At 69.1% G+C, this 22008-nt stretch carries 19 protein-coding genes and 1 pseudogene; 10 read left to right on the top strand and 10 right to left on the bottom strand.

The genetic code is table 11. The features are described from left to right. Nucleotides 1-90 precede the first annotated feature (90 nt). Entirely contained in the window at nt 91-1353 is a 1263-nt protein-coding gene (locus tag ACWC0C_RS19005; protein WP_449195032.1) for an MFS transporter, read from the top strand. Between the two features lie 124 nt (nt 1354-1477). Beyond that, nucleotides 1478-1972, top strand: a complete 495-nt coding sequence (locus tag ACWC0C_RS19010) for an LppU/SCO3897 family protein (RefSeq protein WP_450864917.1) — start codon at nt 1478-1480, stop codon at nt 1970-1972. A gap of 110 nt (nt 1973-2082) precedes the next feature. Here ACWC0C_RS19010 and ACWC0C_RS19015 read toward each other — a convergent pair whose 3' ends face one another. Further along, nucleotides 2083-3549: a CCA tRNA nucleotidyltransferase gene (locus tag ACWC0C_RS19015; protein WP_450864918.1), complete on the bottom strand. Its 1467-nt coding sequence runs from the start codon at nt 3547-3549 to the stop codon at nt 2083-2085. A 302-nt stretch (nt 3550-3851) separates the two neighbouring features. Between ACWC0C_RS19015 and ACWC0C_RS19020 the strand changes: the two genes are divergently transcribed. The 7 genes from ACWC0C_RS19020 to trxA all read left to right on the top strand — a co-directional run bounded on the left by ACWC0C_RS19020 (nt 3852) and on the right by trxA (nt 13637). Beyond that, a complete protein-coding gene (locus tag ACWC0C_RS19020) occupies nt 3852-6242 on the top strand; it encodes a DUF6049 family protein (RefSeq protein WP_450864919.1) in 2391 nt (796 codons plus the stop codon). 45 nt (nt 6243-6287) lie between these two features. Continuing rightward, nucleotides 6288-8663, top strand: coding sequence for a murein biosynthesis integral membrane protein MurJ (gene murJ / locus ACWC0C_RS19025; RefSeq protein ID WP_450864920.1), 2376 nt, complete (start codon nt 6288-6290; stop codon nt 8661-8663). Between the two features lie 118 nt (nt 8664-8781). Beyond that, nucleotides 8782-10497 (top strand): protein kinase family protein, encoded by a 1716-nt coding sequence (locus tag ACWC0C_RS19030; RefSeq protein ID WP_450864921.1) that lies wholly within the window; start codon nt 8782-8784, stop codon nt 10495-10497. A 26-nt stretch (nt 10498-10523) separates the two neighbouring features. Further along, entirely contained in the window at nt 10524-11249 is a 726-nt protein-coding gene (sigM, locus tag ACWC0C_RS19035) for an RNA polymerase sigma factor SigM (protein ID WP_449195026.1), read from the top strand. Beyond that, nucleotides 11246-12133 (top strand): anti-sigma factor family protein, encoded by an 888-nt coding sequence (locus ACWC0C_RS19040; protein WP_450864922.1) that lies wholly within the window; start codon nt 11246-11248, stop codon nt 12131-12133. The genes sigM and ACWC0C_RS19040 overlap by 4 nt, the downstream gene beginning before the upstream one ends. A gap of 156 nt (nt 12134-12289) precedes the next feature. Further along, nucleotides 12290-13261 (top strand): thioredoxin-disulfide reductase, encoded by a 972-nt coding sequence (trxB, locus tag ACWC0C_RS19045; RefSeq protein ID WP_449195024.1) that lies wholly within the window; start codon nt 12290-12292, stop codon nt 13259-13261. Nucleotides 13262-13307: 46 nt separating this feature from the next. Then, a complete protein-coding gene (gene trxA, locus ACWC0C_RS19050) occupies nt 13308-13637 on the top strand; it encodes a thioredoxin (protein WP_449195023.1) in 330 nt (109 codons plus the stop codon). Between the two features lie 76 nt (nt 13638-13713). Here the strand turns inward: trxA and ACWC0C_RS19055 are convergent, their stop codons facing one another. The 9 genes from ACWC0C_RS19055 to rpmH form a co-directional block, all read right to left on the bottom strand. Continuing rightward, the gene (locus ACWC0C_RS19055; protein ID WP_449195022.1) at nt 13714-14331 is read right to left on the bottom strand and encodes a GNAT family N-acetyltransferase; all 618 of its coding nucleotides are present in this window, start codon (nt 14329-14331) and stop codon (nt 13714-13716) included. A gap of 322 nt (nt 14332-14653) precedes the next feature. Next, entirely contained in the window at nt 14654-15754 is a 1101-nt protein-coding gene (locus ACWC0C_RS19060; protein ID WP_450864923.1) for a ParB/RepB/Spo0J family partition protein, read from the bottom strand. Continuing rightward, entirely contained in the window at nt 15751-16824 is a 1074-nt protein-coding gene (locus ACWC0C_RS19065) for a ParA family protein (protein WP_450864933.1), read from the bottom strand. Before ACWC0C_RS19065 ends, ACWC0C_RS19060 begins: the two co-directional genes overlap by 4 nt. A 312-nt stretch (nt 16825-17136) precedes the next feature. Beyond that, nucleotides 17137-17853 carry a 16S rRNA (guanine(527)-N(7))-methyltransferase RsmG gene (rsmG, locus tag ACWC0C_RS19070; protein WP_449195020.1) on the bottom strand — a complete coding sequence of 239 codons (717 nt, stop codon included), beginning with the start codon at nt 17851-17853 and terminating at the stop codon, nt 17137-17139. Nucleotides 17854-17969: 116 nt separating this feature from the next. Beyond that, entirely contained in the window at nt 17970-18482 is a 513-nt protein-coding gene (locus ACWC0C_RS19075; RefSeq protein ID WP_449195019.1) for a Jag family protein, read from the bottom strand. Between the two features lie 15 nt (nt 18483-18497). Further along, nucleotides 18498-19778: a membrane protein insertase YidC gene (gene yidC / locus ACWC0C_RS19080; protein ID WP_450864924.1), complete on the bottom strand. Its 1281-nt coding sequence runs from the start codon at nt 19776-19778 to the stop codon at nt 18498-18500. Nucleotides 19779-19781: 3 nt separating this feature from the next. Continuing rightward, nucleotides 19782-20156, bottom strand: a complete 375-nt coding sequence (gene yidD, locus ACWC0C_RS19085; RefSeq protein ID WP_450864925.1) for a membrane protein insertion efficiency factor YidD — start codon at nt 20154-20156, stop codon at nt 19782-19784. Then, nucleotides 20153-20524: a ribonuclease P protein component gene (rnpA, locus tag ACWC0C_RS19090; RefSeq protein ID WP_450864926.1), complete on the bottom strand. Its 372-nt coding sequence runs from the start codon at nt 20522-20524 to the stop codon at nt 20153-20155. The genes yidD and rnpA overlap by 4 nt, the downstream gene beginning before the upstream one ends. A 21-nt stretch (nt 20525-20545) precedes the next feature. Continuing rightward, nucleotides 20546-20683, bottom strand: coding sequence for a 50S ribosomal protein L34 (gene rpmH / locus ACWC0C_RS19095; protein WP_003956500.1), 138 nt, complete (start codon nt 20681-20683; stop codon nt 20546-20548). 395 nt (nt 20684-21078) lie between these two features. On the opposite strand from rpmH, the pseudogene ACWC0C_RS19100 reads away from it, so the two are divergent. Continuing rightward, nucleotides 21079-22008 (top strand): annotated as a pseudogene (locus ACWC0C_RS19100) (chromosomal replication initiator protein DnaA); the annotation flags it as partial.

Here is a 22008-nt window from a genome sequence, read left to right on the forward strand (position 1 = left end):
ACTCGCTCGCCGAGAACGCTCCTGCCAGGGCTGTGAGGGTCCCCGGGTTTCACGACCCGGGGACCCTCCGCATATGTGAGGCTGTGCCCCATGCCCGTCGTCCGTGACCTGCGCGTCCTGCTGCGCCTGCGGAACTTCCGGCGCCTGCTCGCCGTACGCCTCCTCTCCCAGGGTGCCGACGGCGTCTACCAGGTCGCGCTCGCCGCGTACGTCGTCTTCTCCCCGGAGCAACAGACCTCGGCCACCGCGATCGCCTCGGCGATGGCGGTCCTGCTGCTCCCCTATTCGCTGGTCGGCCCGTTCGCGGGCGTCCTGCTGGACCGCTGGCGGCGCCGGCAGGTCTTCCTGTACGGCAACCTGCTGCGCGCTCTGATGGCATCGGCGACGGCCGTGCTGATCGTCGCCAAGGTCCCGGACTGGCTCTTCTACGTTTCCGCGCTGAGCGTCACCGCCGTCAACCGTTTCGTCCTCGCGGGCCTGTCCGCCGCGCTCCCGCGCGTGGTCGACGACGAGCGCCTCGTGATGGCCAACTCCCTCTCGCCGACCGCCGGTACGCTCGCCGCGAGCGCGGGCGGCGGGCTCGCCTTCGTCGTACGGCTGGTGGTGGCGGACTCCGACGCCGCGGTGGTGGTGCTGGGCGCCATCCTGTACCTGTGCGCGGCACTCGCGTCCTTGAGCTTCACGCCCGGGCAACTGGGGCCGGACCCCGAGTTGATCCAGCCCCGCCTGGCGACGGCACTCACCGGCACCGCCCGCGACCTGGTGGCAGCCGTACGTCACCTCGCCGCACCGCCACGCAGGGAGGCCGCCTTCGCCCTCGTCACCATGACGCTGATGCGCTTCTGCTACGGCGCCCTGCTGGTCATGTTGCTGATGCTGTGCCGCTACGCCTTCGCCTCGAACACGGACGCCGGACTGCGCCTGCTGGGACTGGCGTTGGCCACGTCGGCCGCCGGCTTCTTCGCCGCGGCCGTGGTGACGCCCTGGGGTGCGGGACGGCTCGGCCGGGGCCGCTGGATCGTCGTGTGCGCCGTGACGGCCGCGGTCCTGGAGCCCGCCCTCGGACTCCCGTTCGCCGTCGGCCCCATGCTGGTCGCTACCTTCGTCCTGGGCCTGACCACCCAGGGCGCGAAGATCGCGACCGACACGATCGTGCAGTCCTTGGTGGACGACGGCTTCCGTGGGCGGGTCTTCTCCGTCTACGACGTCCTGTTCAACATGGCCTTCGTCGGTGCCGCCGCGGTGGCCGCCTTGATGCTGCCGCCGGACGGCCGCTCGGCGACGCTGGTCGTCACACTCGCCGTCATCTACGGAGCGGTTGCTGGTGCTATGGCCCGCTTTGAAGACCCGTGAGTGTCACATGAAAGCCACAGAGTCGCCCTCGGTTACAGGAGTGTCAGTGGAGCCCGGTAACTTACGTGCGTCTTACGCGCCACTTATGTGCGCCGCTCACCAACTCTCCTAGGGGGACCCCGAAGTGACGACTCCGCCGCCCCAGGGCCAGAATCCATTCGCACAGGGCCAGCAGCCGTACGGCCAGCCCCAGGCCCCGTACCCGCCCCAGGGCGGCTACCCGCAGCAGCCGGGTCAGCCCGGGTTCCCCCAGCAGGGCCCGGCACCGTATGCACCGGTGCCTCCTCAGCGGCCGAAGCGCAGCGCCAGGCAGAAGCTGCGCACAGTCGCCGCCATCGTCGGCGCCATCGTCATAGTCGGCGGCTGGTATTTCAACCACGAAGACGACGCCAAGAAGCTGGCTGTCGGCGACTGCCTGACGAACAAGGGAAGCAACGACAACCCTGATATCAAGCAGCTGGACTGCAGCGACCCCAAGGCGGACTACAAGGTGCTCAAGAAGGACAACGGCACCAGCCTCGCCATGCTCGCCTGCCAGGGGGTCTCGGGAACGACCGCTGCCGTCACATGGAAGGAAGGCAGCGACTCCTTCGTCCTCTGCCTGGGCAAGAACAAGTAGCACTTGAACGTACCGAGGGGCGATGTTTCACGTGAAACATCGCCCCTCGGCGTCCCAGGCTCAGACGGGATGTTTCACGTGAAACACCGCCGGTGCCGACGCAGCAGAGATCAGCTCTGCCCGGCCCACCACTCCTTGAGAGCCGTCACCGCAGCGTCATGCTCCATCGGGCCGTTCTCCAGACGCAGCTCCAGCATGTGCTTGTACGCCTGGCCGACGACAGGGCCGGGACCGACACCCAGGATCTCCATGATCTGGTTGCCGTCGAGGTCCGGGCGGATCGCGTCCAGCTCCTCCTGGTCCTTGAGCTCGGCGATGCGCTCCTCCAGGCCGTCGTAGGCCCGGGACAGCGCTGCCGCCTTGCGCTTGTTGCGGGTGGTGCAGTCCGAGCGGGTCAGCTTGTGCAGGCGATCCAGCAGCGGGCCCGCGTCACGGACGTAGCGGCGCACCGCCGAGTCGGTCCACTCCCCGGTGCCGTAGCCATGGAAGCGCAGGTGAAGCTCGACCAGCCGTGAGACGTCCTTCACCAACTCGTTGGAGTACTTCAAGGCGGTCATGCGCTTCTTGGTCATCTTGGCGCCGACCACCTCGTGGTGGTGGAAGGAGACCCGGCCGTCCTTCTCGAAGCGGCGGGTGCGCGGCTTGCCGATGTCGTGCAGCAGCGCGGCCAGCCGGAGTGTGAGATCGGGTCCGTCCTGCTCCAGCTCCATCGCCTGCTCCAGGACGATCAGCGTGTGCTCGTAGACATCTTTGTGCCGGTGGTGCTCGTCGCGCTCCAGGCGCAGCGCCGGCAGCTCCGGCATCACATGACCGGCGAGCCCGGTGCCGACGAGCAGGCTCAGCCCCTTGCGTGGGTGTGCGGAGAGGATCAGCTTGTTCAGCTCGTCCCGGACCCGCTCGGCCGAGACGATCTCGATGCGTCCGGCCATATCCGTCATGGCGGTGACGACCTCGGGGGCGACCTCGAAGTCCAGCTGGGCGGCGAACCTGGCGGCCCGCATCATCCGCAGCGGATCGTCCGAGAACGACTCCTCGGGCGTACCCGGTGTCCGCAGCACCTGGGCCGCGAGGTCCCTGAGCCCGTCGTGCGGGTCGATGAACTCCTTCTCCGGCAGCGCCACGGCCATCGCGTTGACCGTGAAGTCCCGGCGGACCAGATCCTCCTCGATGGAGTCGCCGTACGACACCTCGGGCTTGCGCGAGGTGCGGTCGTAGGCCTCCGACCGGTAGGTGGTGATCTCGATCTGAAAGCGCCAATCGGTGTCTCCGACACGGGCGTCCTTCTGCGCGCCGACCGTGCCGAAGGCGATGCCGACCTCCCAGACGGCGTCCGCCCAGGGACGGACGATCTTCAGTACGTCCTCGGGGCGGGCGTCGGTCGTGAAGTCCAGGTCGTTGCCGAGCCGGCCGAGCAGCGCGTCGCGCACCGATCCGCCGACCAGGGCCAGGGAGAACCCGGCCTCCTGGAATCGGCGGGCGAGATCGTCGGCGACGGGGGCCACCCGCAGCAGCTCGGCGACCGCGCGCTGCTGCGCCTGGCTCAGGGCAGAGGGAGTGTCTTCGTTCGGGTTCGGCACAACAGAAGAGGGTACGTGCCCCGGCGACCAGGGGTGGCCTCCATTTCGTCCAGGGGCGGCCGGGTGGAGATCGCGGGACGGCCCGGTGGGCGGGGCCACGGACAGCTGTCGGTATATCCGCCGCAAGCGCCGCTCTTGCGGCGTACGGAAGCTCTCCCCTCGATACTGGATATAGAGGACAGGTCGCCGATGATTCTCGATCTTGTGACGGAGACCGCGGCACTTCCCCTCAGCGCGCATCGTTACCATGCGTGGACGCACATTCCGACGACCACTGACGACGACGAGGGACGGGCGAGCGCGTGGCCGAGGCGGCTGACTTCCAGGGGACCCCTGCCTCACCTGCCCGCCGGTGGCTGCGGCGCACCGGCGCGCTGCTCGCCGGTGCGCCTCTGCTGGCCGGGCTGCTCCAGCTGCCCGCCGCGGCGCCCGCCCAGGCCGCCTCCTCGGACCCGGTGTCCGTCGCCCTGGACTCGCTGACTCCCAGCGCCCCCACGGACGGGGACACGCTGACCGTGTCCGGCACGGTGACCAACAACGGCAAGCAAGCCGTCACCGGCGCCCACGTGGGCCTGCGGGTGGGGCCCATGCTGGACACCCGCTCGGCGATCGACACGGTCGCCCAGCACTCCGACGACCTGCAGGACGGCACCGGCTCCGAGGTCGGCGGCAAGTACGTGGAGAAGTTCGCCAAGCTGTCGCCGGGGGTGGCGGAGCACTTCAGCATCTCCGTCCCGGTGGACAAGCTCGACCTCGGCGACGACGGCGTCTACGAGTTCGGTGTCTCCCTCTCCGGCCAGACCGCCGCGCAGCCCTGGGACCAGGTGCTCGGCATCCAGCGGACGTTCCTGCCGTGGCAGTCGTCCGAGGCCGACACCAAGACGAAGACGACGTACCTGTGGCCGCTGATCTCCAAGGTCCACATGACGGCCAAGACGGGCGCCGGCGAGCTCCAGACGCCGGTGTTCCTCGACGACGGCCTGGCCAAGGAGCTCGCGCCGGGAGGCCGGCTGGACCAGATGGTGGACCTGGGCAAGGACCTCGACGTCACCTGGGTGATCGACCCCGACCTGCTGGCCTCGGTGGACGCGATGGCCACGGGCAACTACCGGCTGCCGGGCGACGGGACCACCAGCACGCCCGGTCCGAAGGAGAACCAGGCGATCGCCAAGCAGTGGCTGGCGAACCTGCAGAAGGCCGTGGCGGGCAAGGAGGTCGTCGCGCTGCCCTTCGGTGATCCGGATCTGGCGTCCCTCGCGCACAACGGCACCAGCGTTACCGGCTCGCTCAGCCATCTCAAGGACGCCACCGACGTCGCCACCACCACCGTCAAGACCGTGCTCCAGGTCACACCCAGCACCGACTTCGCCTGGCCGGTGGAGGGCGCCGTGGACCCGGCGATCATGAAGGTCGCGACCTCCGCCGGCGCCGACCGTGTGATCGCCCGCAGCGACAGCCTCCAGGAGACCGCCGGGCTGCCGTACACGCCCTCCGCCGCCCGTCCGGTCGGCGGTGGCACCACGGCGGTGGTCTCCGACGCCCGGCTGTCCACGGCCTTCGAGGGCGATCTGACGAAGGCCGACTCGGCCACGCTCGCCGTGCAGGAGTTCCTGGCGCAGAGCCTCGAGGTGAACGCGCAGACGGACAAGCAGCGCAGCATCGTCGTCGCCCCGCAGCGGATGCCCACGGCGAGCCAGGCACAGGCGATGGCGGCGGCGCTGAAGGCTCTCCAGGGCGGGAACTGGGCCCAGTCCCAGGATCTCGGCGCCGCGGCGAAGGACAAGCCCGACCCGAACGCGACCACGCGTATCCCGTCGGGGTCCGCCTACCCCTCCTCGCTGCGCTCTCGGGAACTGCCGCGGACGGCCTTCGAGCAGATCGCGCGCACCCAGGACAAGCTGGGCAGCTTCCAGGTGATCCTGTCCGACCAGTCCCGTGTCGTCACGCCGTTCGGGCGGGCCATAAACCGTGAGATGTCCACGTCGTGGCGCGGCAGGAGCGCGGCGGCCGAGACCTACCGGGACGGTGTCGAGCGGTGGCTCGACGAGCTGGCCGACCAGGTCAAGCTGATCGACAAGTCGGAGACCAAGCTCTCCGGCCGCAGCGCCACCATCCCGGTGACCGTCCAGAACAACCTGGTCCAGCCCGTCGGCCATCTGGTCCTGCGCCTCACCTCGACCATGCCGACCCGACTGAAGATCGGCGGCAAGGCCTACTCCGAGCAGCGGGTGGAGATCTCCGGCGGACACAGCCAGTCCGTGAAGTTCACCACCTCGGCCAACGCCAACGGCCGGGTCACGGTGATCGCCCAGCTGTACACCGAGGACGGCCAGAGGTACGGCGACGCCGTCACCTTCGACGTGAAGGTCACCGAGATCACGCCCACCGTGATGCTGGTCATCGGCGGCGGCGTGCTCCTTCTCGTCCTCGCCGGATTCCGGATGTACACCCAGCGCAAGCGCGCTGCGGCCCGTCAGGCGGAGGACGACGGCCCCGGCGCCGCGGAGGGGGCCGCCGACGAGCCCGGGAACCCCGACGCACCCGCAGACCGTCTCCCGGAGGAGCCGGAAGAACCGGAGGAATCAGGCTCTCCCTCCGGGGCAGACGACCCGGAGCACGCGAGTGACCCTGCACCGGACACCGCACCGGAAAGCACCGACCCGTCCGGGACGGGTGAGAGAGTGGACCGTTGAGCGATGTCGCGGCCTGTGGGCCAGGGACGATGAGGTGGGGTAAGCATGAACGCGCCGTACGACGGTGACCGCGGCCAGGGCGCGGCCGGCTCGGGCTACCCCGAGCCGTCGCCCGAGCCCGGCCAGGCGCCGCCGCAGCAAGCGGCGGACATGTACCTCCAGGACGCCTACGACCAGGACCCCTACCGGGCACACGACCTCACCGCCCAGGACCCGGTCGCCGAGGCCCTCTACGACCGCGCCGCGCACCCGCCGCCCCCTGCGGGCGGCTACGAGCAGCAGCAGCCGCTGTACGGCCCGCCCGCCCAGTCCCCGTACGCACCCGACCCCCGTGTGTGGGCGCAGACGCCGGCGCCGGAGCCGGAGGGTGCGGCCCCGTACCTGCCGTACGGCGACGACCCGCGCACGACCCAGTACGTGGGCGTGGACGACCTGGTCACGCACTCCGGCGAGGAGTACCACGAGCCGGACGCCTTCGCGCACCTGCTCAAGGACCAGCAGCAGAGCGGTGGGCAGGCGCCCATGGACCCGCCGGGCTACTCCCGGCCCGTCACCGCCCCGGGGCCCGCGTACGGTCCTGCCGGCCAGTACCCGCCGGCGCAGGGACCGGGCCCGCAGCAGGGCAACCCGTACGCCGAGGCCTCCTATCCGGCCGCCCCGGGCAGCCCCGCGCAGCCACCGGTGCCCGCTCCGGCCGCGGCGCCGGATCCCGCCGCTCCGCGCACGGACACGGCACCCGAGGCGACAGCGACAGCGGCTGCCGCAGCCTCCGCCGCGCCCGCGAAGAAGGGCGGCAAGGCGGCCGGGCTGCTGAAGTCCAGCGCCGTGATGGCGGCGGGCACGATGGTCTCCCGGCTGACCGGCTTCATCCGCTCCGCACTGATCGCCGCAGCGCTCGGCCTCGGGTTCCTCGCCGACTCCTTCCAGGTGGCCTACCAGCTGCCGACGATGATCTACATCCTCACCGTCGGCGGCGGGCTCAACTCCGTCTTCGTGCCGCAGCTGGTGCGGTCCATGAAGGAGGACGAGGACGGCGGCGAGGCGTTCGCCAACCGGTTGCTGACCCTCGTCATGGTGGCGCTGGCCGCGCTCACCGGCCTCGCGATGTTCGCCGCGCCACTCCTGGTGCGGGCGCTGTCGCCCACCATCGCCGGCAACCCGGCCGCCAACGACGTGGCGGTCACCTTCACGCGCTACTTCCTGCCCTCGATCTTCTTCATGGGCATCCATGTGGTGATGGGGCAGATCCTCAACGCGCGCGGAAAGTTCGGCGCGATGATGTGGACTCCGGTCCTGAACAACATCGTCATCATCGTGTCGCTCGGCGCGTTCATCTGGGTCTACGGCACCGCCTCGCACTCCGGCCTGACCGTCACGAACATCCCGCCGGAGGGCCAGCGCCTGCTCGGTGTGGGCGTACTGCTCGGTCTGGTCGTCCAGGCCCTCGCGATGATCCCGTACCTGCGGGAGACCGGATTCCGGATCCGCCTGCGCTTCGACTGGAGGGGCCACGGCCTGGGCAAGGCCGCGATGCTCGCCAAGTGGACGGTCCTGTTCGTCCTCGCCAACCAGGCGGGCGCCATGGTCGTCACCCAGCTGTCCACCGCGGCCGGCGAGGACTCCGGCATCAAGGGCACCGGCTTCGCGGCCTACGCCAACGCCCAGCTGATCTGGGGCCTGCCGCAGGCCATCATCACGGTCTCCCTGATGGCCGCCCTGCTGCCGCGCATCTCGCGCTCGGCCGCCGAGGGCGACGCCGGCGCAGTGCGCGACGACATCTCCCAGGGCCTGCGCACCACCGCGGTCGCCATCGTCCCGATCGCCTTCGGCTTCCTCGCCCTCGGCATTCCGATGTGCACGTTGATCTTCGGCTCCGCGGGCACCGACTCGGCCATCAACATGGGCTACATGCTGATGGCCTTCGGCCTCGGCCTGATCCCGTACTCGGTCCAGTACGTCGTCCTGCGTGCCTTCTACGCCTACGAAGACACCCGCACGCCCTTCTACAACACCGTCATCGTCGCCGCCGTCAACGCGGGCGCCTCGGGGCTCTGCTACTTCCTGCTGCCCGCCCGCTGGGCCGTCGCAGGCATGGCGGCCGCGTACGGCCTGGCCTACGCGATCGGCGTGGGCGTCGCCTGGCGGCGGTTGCGCAAGCGGCTCGGCGGCGACCTGGACGGCGCCCGGGTGGTCCGGACGTACGCGCGCCTGTGCATCGCATCGGTGCCGGCGGCCCTGCTCAGCGGCGCGGCCTGCTACGGCATCGGGCACACTCTCGGCCAGGGCGTCGTCGGCTCCCTCGCCGCGCTGCTCGCCGGCGGTGCCGTGCTGCTCGGCATCTTCTTCGTCGCCGCCCGCCGGATGCGCATCGAGGAACTCAACTCGCTCGTGGGCATGGTCCGCGGGCGTCTGGGCCGGTGAGGCCGGGGTAGGCGCACAACCATCGTCCGCCGTCGCGTGTCGTGCATAGCGGCGGACTGTGGGCACAATTGGTTTCGGCGTCGGACAGCGTGCAACGGATGGGGAGGCAGGGACGACGGTGGCGGAACGGAGCACGGCTGCCGTCGACGTGGCAGACAACAGCGGTGAGCAGCCGCTGACCGCCAAGGCGGACCAGTCCACGGCCGACGGGGTGGCCAAGAACCCGGAGCGGGACACGGACAGCGACGAGGCACAGGGGAGCGGCGGGACCGATGGTCCCGGCAAGAAGGCGTCGCCTCCCGAACTGCACAGCGGTCACAAGCTCGCCAGACGCTACCGGCTGGAGGAGTGCGTCACCCGTCTGGACGGATTCAGCAGTTGGCGTGCGGTCGACGAGAAACTCCGTCGAGCCGTCGGCGTCCATATCCTTCCCGCGGACCACACGCGGGCCCGTTCCGTCCTGGCTGCCGCCCGTTCCTCCGCACTGCTCGGCGATCCCCGTTTCGTCCAGGTCCTCGACGCCGTCGAGGAGAACGACCTCGTCTACGTCGTACACGAGTGGCTGCCCGACGCCACCGAACTGACCACTCTCCTCGCCCCCGGTCCGCTGGAGCCGCACGACGCCTACCAGATGGCCAGTCAGGTGGCCTCCGCCATGGCCGCCGCGCACCGCGAGGGCCTCGCCCATCTCCGGCTGAACCCGAACGCCGTCCTGCGCGCCTCCACCGGCCAATGGCGCATCCGCGGCCTCGCCGTGAACGCCGCGCTGCGCGGCATCAGCTCCGACACCCCGCAGCGCACCGACACCGAGGCGATCGGTGCCCTGCTGTACGCGGCGCTGACCCAGCGCTGGCCGTACGAGAGCGACGCGTACGGCCTGCCCGGGCTACCCAAGGGCGTCGGCCTCATCGCGCCGGACCAGGTGCGGGCCGGAGTCCACCGGGGCCTGTCCGAACTGGCCATGCGCGCCCTCGCCAACGACGGGGCCACCGCCTCCCGCCATGAGGCTCCGTGCACCACGCCGGAGGAGCTGGTGAAGGCGATCGGCGAGATGCCGCGCATCCGCCCGCCGGAGCCGGCGTTCACGGCCCCACCGGAGTACCAGCGCACGACCTACCAGCAGGGCACCTACGGCCGCCCGGCGCCGCACCACGGCGCCACCCAGCCGATGGCGACCCCGCCGCCCCCGCTCCAGAGCCGCACCGGCAAGGCGCTGAAGTGGGCGGTCTCCGCCCTCCTCATCGCCGCCCTCGGCCTGGGCAGCTGGCAGCTGGCGGACGCCCTGCTGGGCGGCAAGTCCGAGGACACCAACAAGAGCCAGCAGACGGGCGACGGCGACAAGGGTGCCGAGAAGCCCAAGCCGAAGCCGATAAAGATCGAGGGCAGTCAGGAGTTCGTCGCCACGGGAGACGCCCAGCACCCGGGCGACGTGCGGAACACCTACGACGGCAACACCTCGACGTACTGGCGGACGAAGAGCTTCACCAACGGCCCGGCCATCGCGCCGCTCAAGCCGGGCGTCGGCATCGTCTACGACCTCGGCTCGGCCAAGAAACTCAGCGCTGCCACCCTCGACATGCGCTATGGCAGTGACCACACGACGATCGAGCTGTACGCGGCCGACTCGCTGACACCGTCGTCGCTGGACTCGATGGAACGGATCGGGACGGTCACCACCACGGACAAGACCGCTACCGTGAAGGTCACCAAGTCCGTGAAGACGCGGTATGTCCTGCTCTGGCTGACCGCCGTGCCGTACTCGGGGTATGACTCCGCCCTGTACTCAGGCCCCGGCTACAAGCAGGCCATCGGCGAAGTGCAGTTCACGGGCTGACGTCTCACCCGGAGCGGAGGGGGCAGATGGCGGACGGCGCCGGATACGACGGAGTGAGCGACAGGGATCTGCTCGCCCGCCATGTGGAAGGCGACCCCGATGCCTTCGGTGAGATTGTGCGGCGGCATCGGGATCGGCTCTGGGCGGTCGCGCTGCGGACGCTGGGGGACCGCGAGGAGGCCGCCGACGCGGTCCAGGACGCCCTGGTGTCGGCCTACCGGGCTGCCCATACCTTCCGAGGCCAGTCGGCTGTCACGACGTGGCTGCACCGGATCACGGTGAACGCCTGCCTGGACCGTGCCCGCAAGGCGGCCTCGCGGAAGACCGCTCCGGTCGACGACACCGAGCGGCTGGAGCAGCTGCTGGAGCCGCATGAGTCTGCTGCGGCACCGGCTGAGCGGAACGATGTGCACCGCCAGCTCCTCGAAGCGCTCGGCACGCTCCCGCACGACCAGCGGGCCGCCCTGGTCCTCGTCGATATGCAGGGGTATCCCGTGGCCGAGGCCGCCCGGATCCTCGAGGTACCGACAGGCACAGTGAAGAGCCGGTGCGCCCGGGGCAGAGCCCGGCTGCTGCCTCTGCTCACGCATCTGCGGCCCGAAGGTTCCGGAGACGGAAAAGAACCCGGCTCGGGACGGAACCGGATGCAGGGGACATCCGTCCCACCGGCAACGGGGTCTCCCAGCGGAAGCCCCGAAGACACGGGACCGAGCGATTCAGCCGCAGTGAAGGGCGGAGGTGGGCGAGCGTGACTTCGACGACAGACACGGCCGGGCACCCGGACGTCGCGGAGATCTCCGACCTCACCGAAGGTCTTCTTCCTCCGGATCGGAGCGCGGACGTACGGCGCCATCTGGAGACGTGTGAGCTGTGCGCCGATGTCCATGCCTCGCTGGAGGAGATCCGGGGGCTGCTGGGGTCGGTGCCGGAAACAGAGCCCATGCCGACCGACGTGGCCGCTCGCATCGATGCCGCCCTCGCTGCCGAGGCGATCCTCAGCGCTGCGAGGGAAGACACCGCGGGACATGTTTCACGTGAAACGTCGGCCCCGGCCGATCGCCCTGCCGGACGCCCTCAGGCGACGACCGGACCCGGGCGGAAGAAGAGCGGACGCGGGCGGCGCCGCAGGACCGTCGTACTCGGAACGGTGCTCACCGCCGCCGTCCTGGGAGCCGGGACCCTGGTCATCCAGTCGCTCACCGGCGGTGGCTCCACCACGACGGCTCACGGCACGCCGAGCCCGTCCATCAGCGCGTTCTCCGGCACCAGCGTCCAGAACCAGGTGCACGATCTCCTCGCCTCGAAGAAGGCCACACAGCGCGGCCACGACAGCCAGCACCCACGATCCGGGATCACCGGCGACCAGAACACCCCCCAGGGCACCGAGAGCGCGAACACCCTGCTCCAGACGGAGATCCCCGTTCCCAACTGTGTCCGTCGGGCCATCCCCCGGAGTGATCAGACCCTGGCCGCGAAGACCGGCACCTACGGCGGGAAGAGCGCCTACCTGGTCGTCCTACCGGACCCCGACGACAGCAAGCGCGTCACGGCCTACGTCGTGGACGCGGCCTGCATCGGCCAGCAATCCGGCACTGCCGGCACTGTGCTCCTGAAGCATTCTTTCGTCCGGTCCTGAGTCTGCTGCAGCACTCCGTCAGTCACCCCCGCCCGGTATGCGTGTGCCCCGACACAGTGGGAATGCGCGCCCCTTAGGATCCGTTGGGTGGGGTGAGAGTTCGGAAACGAACTCCCACCGGTCGACTGACGCAGACCAGAGACGAGGAAACAAGCCGTGAGCGACGTCCGTAACGTGATCATCATCGGCTCCGGGCCCGCAGGCTACACGGCGGCGCTCTACACCGCGCGCGCGTCCCTGAAGCCCCTGGTGTTCGAAGGCGCCGTCACCGCCGGTGGCGCGCTGATGAACACCACCGAGGTGGAGAACTTCCCGGGCTTCCGCGACGGCATCATGGGCCCCGAGCTCATGGACAACATGCGGGCGCAGGCCGAGCGCTTCGGTGCCGAGCTCATCCCGGACGACGTCGTCACCGTGGACCTCGCCGGTGAGATCAAGACCGTCACCGACACCGCCGGCACAGTCCACAAGGCGAAGGCCGTCATCGTGACCACCGGCTCCCAGCACCGCAAGCTGGGCCTGCCGAACGAGGACGCCCTCTCCGGCCGCGGTGTCTCCTGGTGTGCGACCTGTGACGGGTTCTTCTTCAAGGACCAGGACATCGCCGTGATCGGCGGTGGTGACACCGCGATGGAGGAGGCCACCTTCCTCTCGCGGTTCGCCAAGTCCGTGACGATCGTCCACCGCCGGGACACCCTGCGTGCCTCCAAGGCGATGCAGGAGCGGGCCTTCGGGGACCCGAAGATCAAGTTCGTATGGGACAGCGAGGTCGCAGAAGTCCAGGGCGAGCAGAAGCTCTCCGGTCTGAAGCTGCGCAACGTCAAGACCGGCGAGCTGTCGGAGCTGCCCGTGACCGGTCTGTTCATCGCGATCGGCCACGACCCGCGCACCGAGCTGTTCAAGGGCCAGCTGGACCTGGACGAGGAGGGCTACCTGAAGGTCGCCTCCCCGTCCACCCGTACCAATCTGACCGGTGTCTTCGCCGCCGGTGATGTGGTGGACCACACCTACCGCCAGGCGATCACCGCGGCCGGCACCGGCTGCTCCGCCGCTCTGGACGCCGAGCGCTTCCTCTCCGCTCTCGCGGACGAGGACAAGGCTGAGCCCGAGAAGACCGCCACCGTCTGACCTTCCCCTCCCCGCCCCACCGCACGATCAAGTTAAGGAGCCCGCTGTGGCCGACCTGAAGAACGTGACCGACGACTCCTTCGAGCAGGACGTCCTGAAGAACGACAAGCCCGTCCTGGTGGACTTCTGGGCTGCCTGGTGCGGTCCGTGCCGCCAGATCGCCCCGTCCCTCGAAGCGATCGCCGCCGAGTACGGCGACAAGATCGAGATCGTCAAGCTGAACATCGACGAGAACCCGGGTACGGCCGCCAAGTACGGCGTCATGTCCATCCCGACCCTGAACGTCTACCAGGGCGGCGAGGTTGCCAAGACCATCGTCGGTGCCAAGCCGAAGGCCGCTATCGTGCGTGACCTCGAAGAGTTCATCGCTGAGTGACGTTTCACGTGAAACACGAATGGGCCAACCCCCAAGGGTTGGCCCATTCGCTTATGCCCCTCTGCCGCGCAGCCGGCTACAGCGGCCTCAGCGCCGGTTCCTTCTGGACCGCTCCGAGCAGCCGGTCGAGCGCCATCTCCACGTCTTCCTTCCAGGAGAGCGTCGACCGCAACTCCAGCCGCAGCCGGGGATGCGTGGGATGCTGTCGCACCGTCTTGAAGCCCACGGCCAGCAGATGGTCCGCCGGCAACAGGCAGGCGGGCTCCTTCCAGCGGGCGTCACCGAAGGCCTCGATCGCCTTGAAGCCTCGACGCAGCAAATCCTTGGCGACCGTCTGCACCAGCACCCGGCCCAGCCCCTGGCCCTGATAGCCGGGCATGATGAACGCCGTCATCAGCTGGACGGCGTCCGGGGAGACGGGACTGGTGGGGAAGGCCGTCGAGCGGGGGACATACGCCGGAGGGGCATAGAGCACGAAGCCCACCGGCATGTCATCGACGTACACCACCCGGCCGCACGACCCCCAGTCCAGCAGGACGGCGGAGATCCAGGCCTCCTTCTCCGGCGCGGAGGTGCCCGCCCTTACCGCTGCTTCTCCGCTGACGGGGTCCAGCTCCCAGAAGACGCACGAGCGACAGCGTGGGGGGAGATCCTGAAGGTTGTCCAGCGTGAGCGGCACGAGCCGACGCCCCATGAAGGCTGTTCCTCGCTTCCTTCGCCCGCCGCATCACGAGCGGCTGTCAGCGCGCTCCGTTCCCTGAGCAAGCTGCCGACGAACCCGCCGACCGCTCCAAGGCTCAGACCCGCGCTCACCAGTCCGGTGCGGCTCATTGATCGCATGGCCCCCGACTCCCCACTCAGAGATGCAGATGCTGTCCGGTGGATGTGCCATACCCGTTCGCATCGTATCCACGAAGCGATTCGCTCGATACCGACTCAAAGCAAAGAGCGGGCCGTGTTCCGGTACACACCGGACACGGCCCACTGCCTGCACGACCGAGTGGCTCGGGCCGGGATCAGTCGTCCTGATCCTCCATCTCGTGCTGCTCGAGTTCCTGGTGCAGCACCGGTCCCTCGCCGGGGGCAAGGGTGCTCAGGATCCGCTGGAGATCGTCCACGGAGGCGAACTCGACGGTGATCTTGCCCTTCTTCTGGCCGAGGTCGACCTTCACCCGGGTCTCGAAGCGGTCCGACAGGCGGGTCGCCAGGTCGTTCAGCGCCGGGGAGAGCCGGGAGCCGGCGCGCGGTCCCTTGGGACGCTGGGGCTTCTGAGGCCGCGAGCCCATGAGGGTCACGATCTCCTCGACGGCTCGCACCGACAGCCCCTCGGCCACGATGCGGTGAGCCAGCCGGTCCTGCTCCTCGGAGTCCGTCACGGACAACAGCGCCCGGGCGTGACCGGCGGAGAGGACTCCTGCGGCGACCCGCTTCTGGACCGTCGGCGAGAGCTTCAGCAGACGCAGCGTGTTGGAGACCTGGGGCCGGGAGCGCCCGATCCGGTCGGCCAGCTGGTCGTGCGTGCAGTTGAAGTCCTTCAGCAGCTGGTCGTAGGCGGCCGCCTCCTCCAGCGGGTTCAGCTGTGCGCGGTGCAGGTTCTCCAGCAGCGCATCCAGGAGGAGCTTCTCGTCCTCCGTGGCCCGGACGATCGCCGGGATGGCCTCCAGGCCGGCCTCCCGGCAGGCCCGCCAGCGGCGCTCACCCATGATCAGCTCATAGCGGGCGGGCCCCAGCTGCCGTACGACGACGGGCTGCAGAAGACCAACCTCCTTGATGGAGGTGACCAGCTCCTGGAGCGCGTCCTCGTCGAAGACATCACGCGGCTGACGCGGATTGGGCGAGATCGCGTCGAGAGGGATCTCGGCGAAGTGCGCGCCCATCGGAGGAGCCGGCGTCTCCATGACCGGGCTTGCCGGGGGCTCCTCGGTTTCATGTGAAACAGGCGGCAGCGTGGCCACCTTCGCCGCGGCCACCCCACGGTCGGTCGTCAGCACCGGGACCGCCGTAGGGGAGGCGGAGGCTCCGCCTCCCAACGCGGCCGGAGCCGGGTTCTTCTCCGTCGGGGCAGCGGGGATCAGTGCGCCAAGACCACGGCCCAGCCCCCTTCGTCGCTCGCTCACTGGATCCCCTCCACCATGCTCGGGTCGTTCTGGGCGCCGATATGGGCCTGGCTCGCGTCATAGCTGATGCCGATGCCCTTCAGCGCGATTTCTCGGGCCGCCTCAAGATACGAGAGGGCACCGCTCGATCCAGGATCGTAAGTCAGTACCGTCTGCCCGTAACTCGGCGCCTCGGAGATACGGACCGAGCGGGGAATGCTCGTCCTCAGCACCTCGTCACCGAAGTGGGTGCGCACCTCTTCCGCGACCTGGGAGGCGAGACGCGTCCGGCCGTCGTACATGGTGAGCAGAATGGTCGACACATGCAGCGTGGGGTTGAGGTGCCCCCGCACCAGGTCGACGTTGCGCAGCAGCTGGCCCAGGCCCTCGAGTGCGTAGTACTCGCACTGGATCGGGATGAGGACTTCCTCGCCCGCCACCAGAGCATTGACCGTCAGCAGGCCGAGGGACGGCGGACAGTCGATGAGGATGTAGTCCAACGGCTGTTCGTACGCCTGAATCGCCCGCTGGAGTCGGCTCTCACGGGCCACCAGGGACACCAACTCGATCTCCGCACCGGCGAGATCGATGGTGGCGGGGGCGCAGAAAAGACCTTCCACGTCCGGCACCGGCTGGACGACCTCGGCGAGAGGCTTGCTCTCCACCAACACGTCGTAGATGGAAGGAACTTCGGCGTGGTGGTCGATCCCGAGGGCGGTGGACGCGTTGCCCTGCGGGTCGAGGTCGACCACCAGGACACGGGCGCCGTGCAGAGCCAGCGAAGCGGCAAGATTGACGGTCGTCGTCGTCTTGCCCACCCCGCCCTTCTGGTTGGCGACCACGATGACTCGGGTCTGCTCCGGCCGTGGCAGACCTTCGCCGGCGCGGCCCAGAGCCTCTACCGCCAGTTGGGCCGCACGACCGATGGGAGTGTCGTCCATCGGAGGCGGTGTTTCACGTGAAACATCCGCCCCCATCGACTCGGTACGGGGACCGGGGACCGGATCGGTCATCGGTCCCGCGATGTTGGCGTCGGACCGCAAGGATTCACTCTCCTCGACTTCAGGCTCGCAATGAACAGAGCCTCCCATGCCTTCGGGGTCGTGAACCAGTGAGGCCTGGTGTTCTGTGGAGAAATCCACCTCTGTGGACAACTCCGTGCCCCTGGAGAGGGATGGAGTTCCCTGGGAGACGGGATCCTCTCCCAGGGAACCGAGGGGCTTGCGGTCGCGAGGTTCGGCCGCAGCGCGGCCCCGACTGATGATGCCGTGCAGCAGTGAGCGACGTTTCACGTGAAACACGATGCACAGCGGCGGCGAGCGAGCCTTCGCGACACTCCGACCTGCGTAGGTTTGGCAGCTTGTGTGGAGTACGTCTCGTCGTCAGGACGGATCAGAGGCGCTTCAGCGACGCCGGCGGGCACGGCCGGTCCGAGCCGCCTTCGCCCGCTTCGCCGCGAAGCGCACACCGCCGGGGCTCTCGCCGACCTCAACCCGCACGACAGTGGACGGCGGATCCACCACTCCCTCACCCACATGCAGGATGGACGTCTCCACCGCGCCGAGCTTGCTGAGCGCGGTGGCCGCGGCCTTCAGCTCCTCCTCGGCGGTGTCCCCCTTGAGTGCGAGCATCTCGCCGTAGGGGCGCAGCAGCGGAATGCCCCAGGCGGCCAGACGGTCCAGCGGAGCCACGGCCCGGGCGGTGACCACATGGACCGGCGCCAGCTTGCCCAGGACCTCCTCCGCTCGGCCCCGCACCACGGTGACGTGATCCAGGCCGAGCAGCTCGACGACCTCGGTGAGGAAGTTGGTACGCCGCAGGAGCGGCTCCAACAGGGTGATGTTCAGGTCGTCCCGGACCAGGGCCAGCGGGATGCCGGGCAGCCCGGCGCCGGAGCCGACATCGCAGACCGTCACTCCCTCGGGGACGGCCTCGGAGAGAACCGCGCAGTTCAGCAGATGCCGCTCCCACAGGCGGGGCACCTCCCGCGGGCCGATCAGGCCACGCTGCACGCCCGCCTCGGCGAGCAGCTCCGCGTAGCGGACCGCATCGGCGAAGCGATCACCAAACACTTCCCGCGCCTGTTCGGGCGCGGGGGGAAGCTCCGCTGCCTCCGTCACGGGGACCGTCCTTCCGTACAGCACCGGCGCTTCGCGCACCGGCCACCAGAACTACCAGGCTGACAAAGTTCGGCCCCGTCTGCTCAACAGACGGGGCCGGTGAAACGTGGGGCCGATCAGGCGGGCAGCACGACGACGAAGCGCTGCGGCTCCTCGCCCTCGGACTCGCTGCGCAGTCCGGCGGCCTTGACCGCGTCGTGCACGACCTTGCGCTCGAACGGGCTCATCGGCTTGAGCTTGACGGGCTCACCGGTGTTCTTGACCTCGGAGGCGGCCTTGGCACCGATCTCGGACAGCTCGGCGCGCTTCTTGGCCCGGTAACCCGCGATGTCCAGCATCAGCCGGCTGCGGTCACCGGTCTCCCGGTGGACCGCCAGGCGCGTCAGCTCCTGCAGTGCCTCCAGCACCTCGCCGTCCCGGCCGACCAGCTTCTGCAGGTCGCGGCTGCCGGCGTCACTGATGATCGACACGGAGGCGCGGTCGGCCTCGACGTCCATGTCGATATCGCCGTCGAGGTCGGCGATGTCCAGCAGACCCTCCAGGTAGTCCGCCGCGATCTCACCCTCCTGCTCCAGGCGGGAGAGGGTGTCTGCACCCTCGGCAGCGGCGGAGGTGGTGCCTTCCGTCACGGGATGGGCTCCTTCTTACTTCTTGGACGGGGACTTGGGCCGCTGCGGGCCACCCTTGCGCTGGCCTGACTGGGCCTTGCTACGGGTGCCGGAGCCGGGCTTCGAGGCCTGCGGGGCATCGGCGGGCTTGGCGTCCTGCGGCTCGTCGGACTTCTCCAGCGAGGTGGACCCACCGGCCTGCTTGGGCCCGCCGGACTGACGCTGGGACTTGGACTGGCGCTTGGGCTGCTGACGCCGGGCCGTGGTACCGGCGCCGGTCGCCACGGTGGTCTCCGCGCCGCCCTCGGTCTGTGCCGCGGCCTGCGCCGTGCTCATCACCACGGTGCCGTCGGCCTGAGCGGCGAAGCCGGCCTTGTTCAGGGCGTTGATGAACTTGCGCTCGAACTCGTTGCGGTCGCGGCCCTTGGCGACGATCGCCTTGACGATGGTCTTCTCGCTGCGGCGGCGCACCTTGCCGGCGTGCGTGACGTGCTTGGTCAGGCGCTCCAGGTAGGCGGCCTGTGCCTTGGAACCCGGGGTCGGGTTGTTGCGGATGACGTACATCTGCTGGCCCATGGTCCACACGTTGGTGGTCAGCCAGTAGACGAGGACACCGACCGGGAAGTTGATACCGAAGACGGCGAACATCACCGGGAAGACGTACATCAGCATCTTCTGCTGCTGCATGAACGGCGTCTTCACCGTCGTGTCGACGTTCTTCGTCATCAGCTGGCGCTGCGTGTAGAACTGCGAGAACGACATCAGGACGATCATGATCGCCGTCACGACCCGGACATCGGTCAGCGTGGCGCCGAGCGCCGCGACCTTGTCCGAGCTGTCCATGAACTTCGCGGCCAGCGGGGCCCCGAAGATGTGCGCCTTACGGGCACTGGCGAGCAGCGGCTCGTTGATGACGCCGATCGTCTTGCCCGTCGCGATGCCGTTCAGCACGTGGTACAGGGCGAAGAAGAACGGGGACTGCGCCAGGATGGGAAGGCACGAGGAGAGCGGGTTGGTGCCCGTCTCCTTGTACAGCTTCATCATCTCTTCGGACTGGCGCTGCCGGTCGTTCTTGTAGCGCTCCTGGATCTTCTTCATCTCCGGCTGGAGCGTCTGCATCGCGCGGGTCGACTTGATCTGCTTCACGAAGAGCGGGATCAGGCAGATGCGGATCAGGATCACCAGGGACACGATGGACAGGCCCCAGGCCCACCCGGTGTTAGGGCCGAAGATCGCGCCGTACACCGAGTGGAACTGGACGATGACCCATGAGACAGGTGTCGTGATGAAGCTGAAGAGGCTGGCAATCGTGTCCACTAATCATGCTCCTTGGACATGGGACGAGGTCTCTGCGGCCGGGCTCGGAGGAGGCTCGGAAGAAGGATTCCCGGGCCTCGCTTCGGTGGCCGGTTCGGCGGCGGAGGGCCCGCCCTTGCGTGCGCGCCAAGCGTTGCGCAGCATTTCGTGCCACCGGGGGCGCTTGCGCGGAGGAACATGGTCCACACCGCCCAGCGACCACGGATTGCACCGGAGGATGCGCCAGGCGGTGAGTGCCGTTCCCTTGATCGCACCGTGCCGGTCGATGGCCGTGTAGCCGTAGTGGGAGCACGACGGGTAGTACTTGCACACCGGCCCCAGCAGTGGACTGATCGTCCACTGGTACAGCTTGATCAGAGCCAGCAGCGGGTACTTCATCGCGTGCCCCCTCCCAGCAGCCGCTGAAGAGCGGCATCCAGGTCTCGGGCCAGCTGTGCGTGGTCGGCGTCGCCTGCTCCGGGCAGCGCTCGTACGACTACCAGGCTACCGGGGGGAAACAGGACGACTCGGTCACGCATCAGATGACGCAGTCTGCGCTTCACTTTGTTGCGCACGACCGCGCCACCCACGGCCTTGCTCACGACGAAACCCGCACGCGTCGGGGGAGCGCTCTCCCCAGGCGCGTGCGGGTCCGTGGCACCGCTACGAAGGTGGACGACGAGAGTCGGGCGTCCTGCCCGGCGTCCTCGTCGAACCGCGGTCGCGAAGTCCTCGCGCCGCCTCAGCCGGTTCTCGGTAGGCAGCACGATGTCATGACCTGATCGGAATCAGGCGGACAGGCGGGCGCGACCCTTGCTACGGCGGGACGCGAGAATCGCGCGGCCGGCACGGGTGCGCATACGCAGCCGGAAGCCGTGGGTCTTCGCGCGACGACGGTTGTTCGGCTGGAAGGTGCGCTTGCTCACTCGGGGGCTCCAGAAATTAATCGGTGGTGGCGGGTGCCGTCCTGGCTGTCACCGTGCGCCCACGAGTAGCTCGCGTCACGCCCGAGTGCACCGCTTCCCGATCACCTGACGTGACCTGTGCCCATCGGAGGCAGGCGGCAGCAGCCATCGACAACTCGACCTGGTTACGGTACGCGGGGCTACGCCATCCGGTCAAACCGAGGGTCACGGAGAGACACTATCCACAGGCTGGGGACAACAACTTGAACCGCACCCGCCGGGCTGACTACCGTGGCTGAACTCCGATTCGTTCTTTTGTCCCCCGCCCCGGCGGGTTTGACCCACCGAACACCCGAAGTACACCCCGACCCGTCCCGCGATCACACGTTCGTGGGACCTGTGAGAGAGCGTGCCCTGTGGCTGACGTACCCGCCGATCTTGCCGCAGTGTGGCCGCGAGTACTGGAACAGCTCCTCGGAGAGGGCCGCGGACAGGGTGTCGAGGCGAAGGACGAGCACTGGATCCGGCGCTGCCAGCCGCTTGCGCTGGTCGCGGACACCGCCCTGCTCGCCGTACCGAACGAATTCGCGAAGGGCGTACTGGAAGGCCGCCTCGCGCCGATCGTCAGCGAGACGCTGAGCCGCGAGTGCGGCCGCCCGATCCGTATCGCGATCACCGTGGACGACTCCGCGGGCGAGCCGCCGGCCCCCGCGGCGCCGGTGCAGCAGGCACCCAAGCCGCGCTACGAAGAGCCGGAGCTGCCCTCCGGCCCGTCCTACGAGGAACGGTCCTACGAGGAACGGTCGTACGAGGATCGGTCGTACGAGGGCTACGGCCGTCACCGCGGCGCCGAGCAGCCGCCGACCGAGCATCAGTCCCGCCCCGACCAGCTTCCCGTCGTACGCCCGGCCTACCCCTCCGAGTACCAGCGCCGCGAGCCCGGCACCTGGCCGCGCCCCACCCAGGACGAGTACAGCTGGCAGCAGCCCCGGCTCGGCTTCCCCGAGCGGGACCCGTACGCGTCCCCGTCGTCCCAGGACGCCTACGGCTCGCCGTCCGCGGACTATCGCTCGCAGGGCATGGACCGGCCGTCGTACGAGCAGCAGCGCGGCGAGTACGACTCCCCGCGGAGCGAGTACGACGGCCCGCGCGGGGATTACGACTCCGCGCGCCCGGACTACGACTCCGCGCGCCCCGAGTACGACCCGTCCCGCACCGAGTACGACCAGCGCGACCCCGTCCGTCGCGAGCTGCCCGAGCAGCCGGCGGGCGGCGGCCCGGCGCACCGCGGCGGGAGCATCGTCTTCGTCCGGGGAACGACCGAGGCGATCAACCTGGTCGCGCAG

This window comes from Streptomyces sp. NPDC001709, assembly GCF_053596375.1.

What these genes read in the sequence shown, in the direction of transcription:
- ACWC0C_RS19055 (WP_449195022.1), bottom strand. Translation starts at nt 14,331, where the DNA reads ATGGGGCGTCGGCTCGTGCCGCTCACGCTGGACAACCTTCAGGATCTC.
- yidD (WP_450864925.1), bottom strand. Translation starts at nt 20,156, where the DNA reads ATGAAGTACCCGCTGCTGGCTCTGATCAAGCTGTACCAGTGGACGATC.
- ACWC0C_RS19005 (WP_449195032.1), top strand. Translation starts at nt 91, where the DNA reads ATGCCCGTCGTCCGTGACCTGCGCGTCCTGCTGCGCCTGCGGAACTTC.
- sigM (WP_449195026.1), top strand. Translation starts at nt 10,524, where the DNA reads ATGGCGGACGGCGCCGGATACGACGGAGTGAGCGACAGGGATCTGCTC.
- murJ (WP_450864920.1), top strand. Translation starts at nt 6,288, where the DNA reads ATGAACGCGCCGTACGACGGTGACCGCGGCCAGGGCGCGGCCGGCTCG.
- ACWC0C_RS19065 (WP_450864933.1), bottom strand. Translation starts at nt 16,824, where the DNA reads ATGGGAGGCTCTGTTCATTGCGAGCCTGAAGTCGAGGAGAGTGAATCC.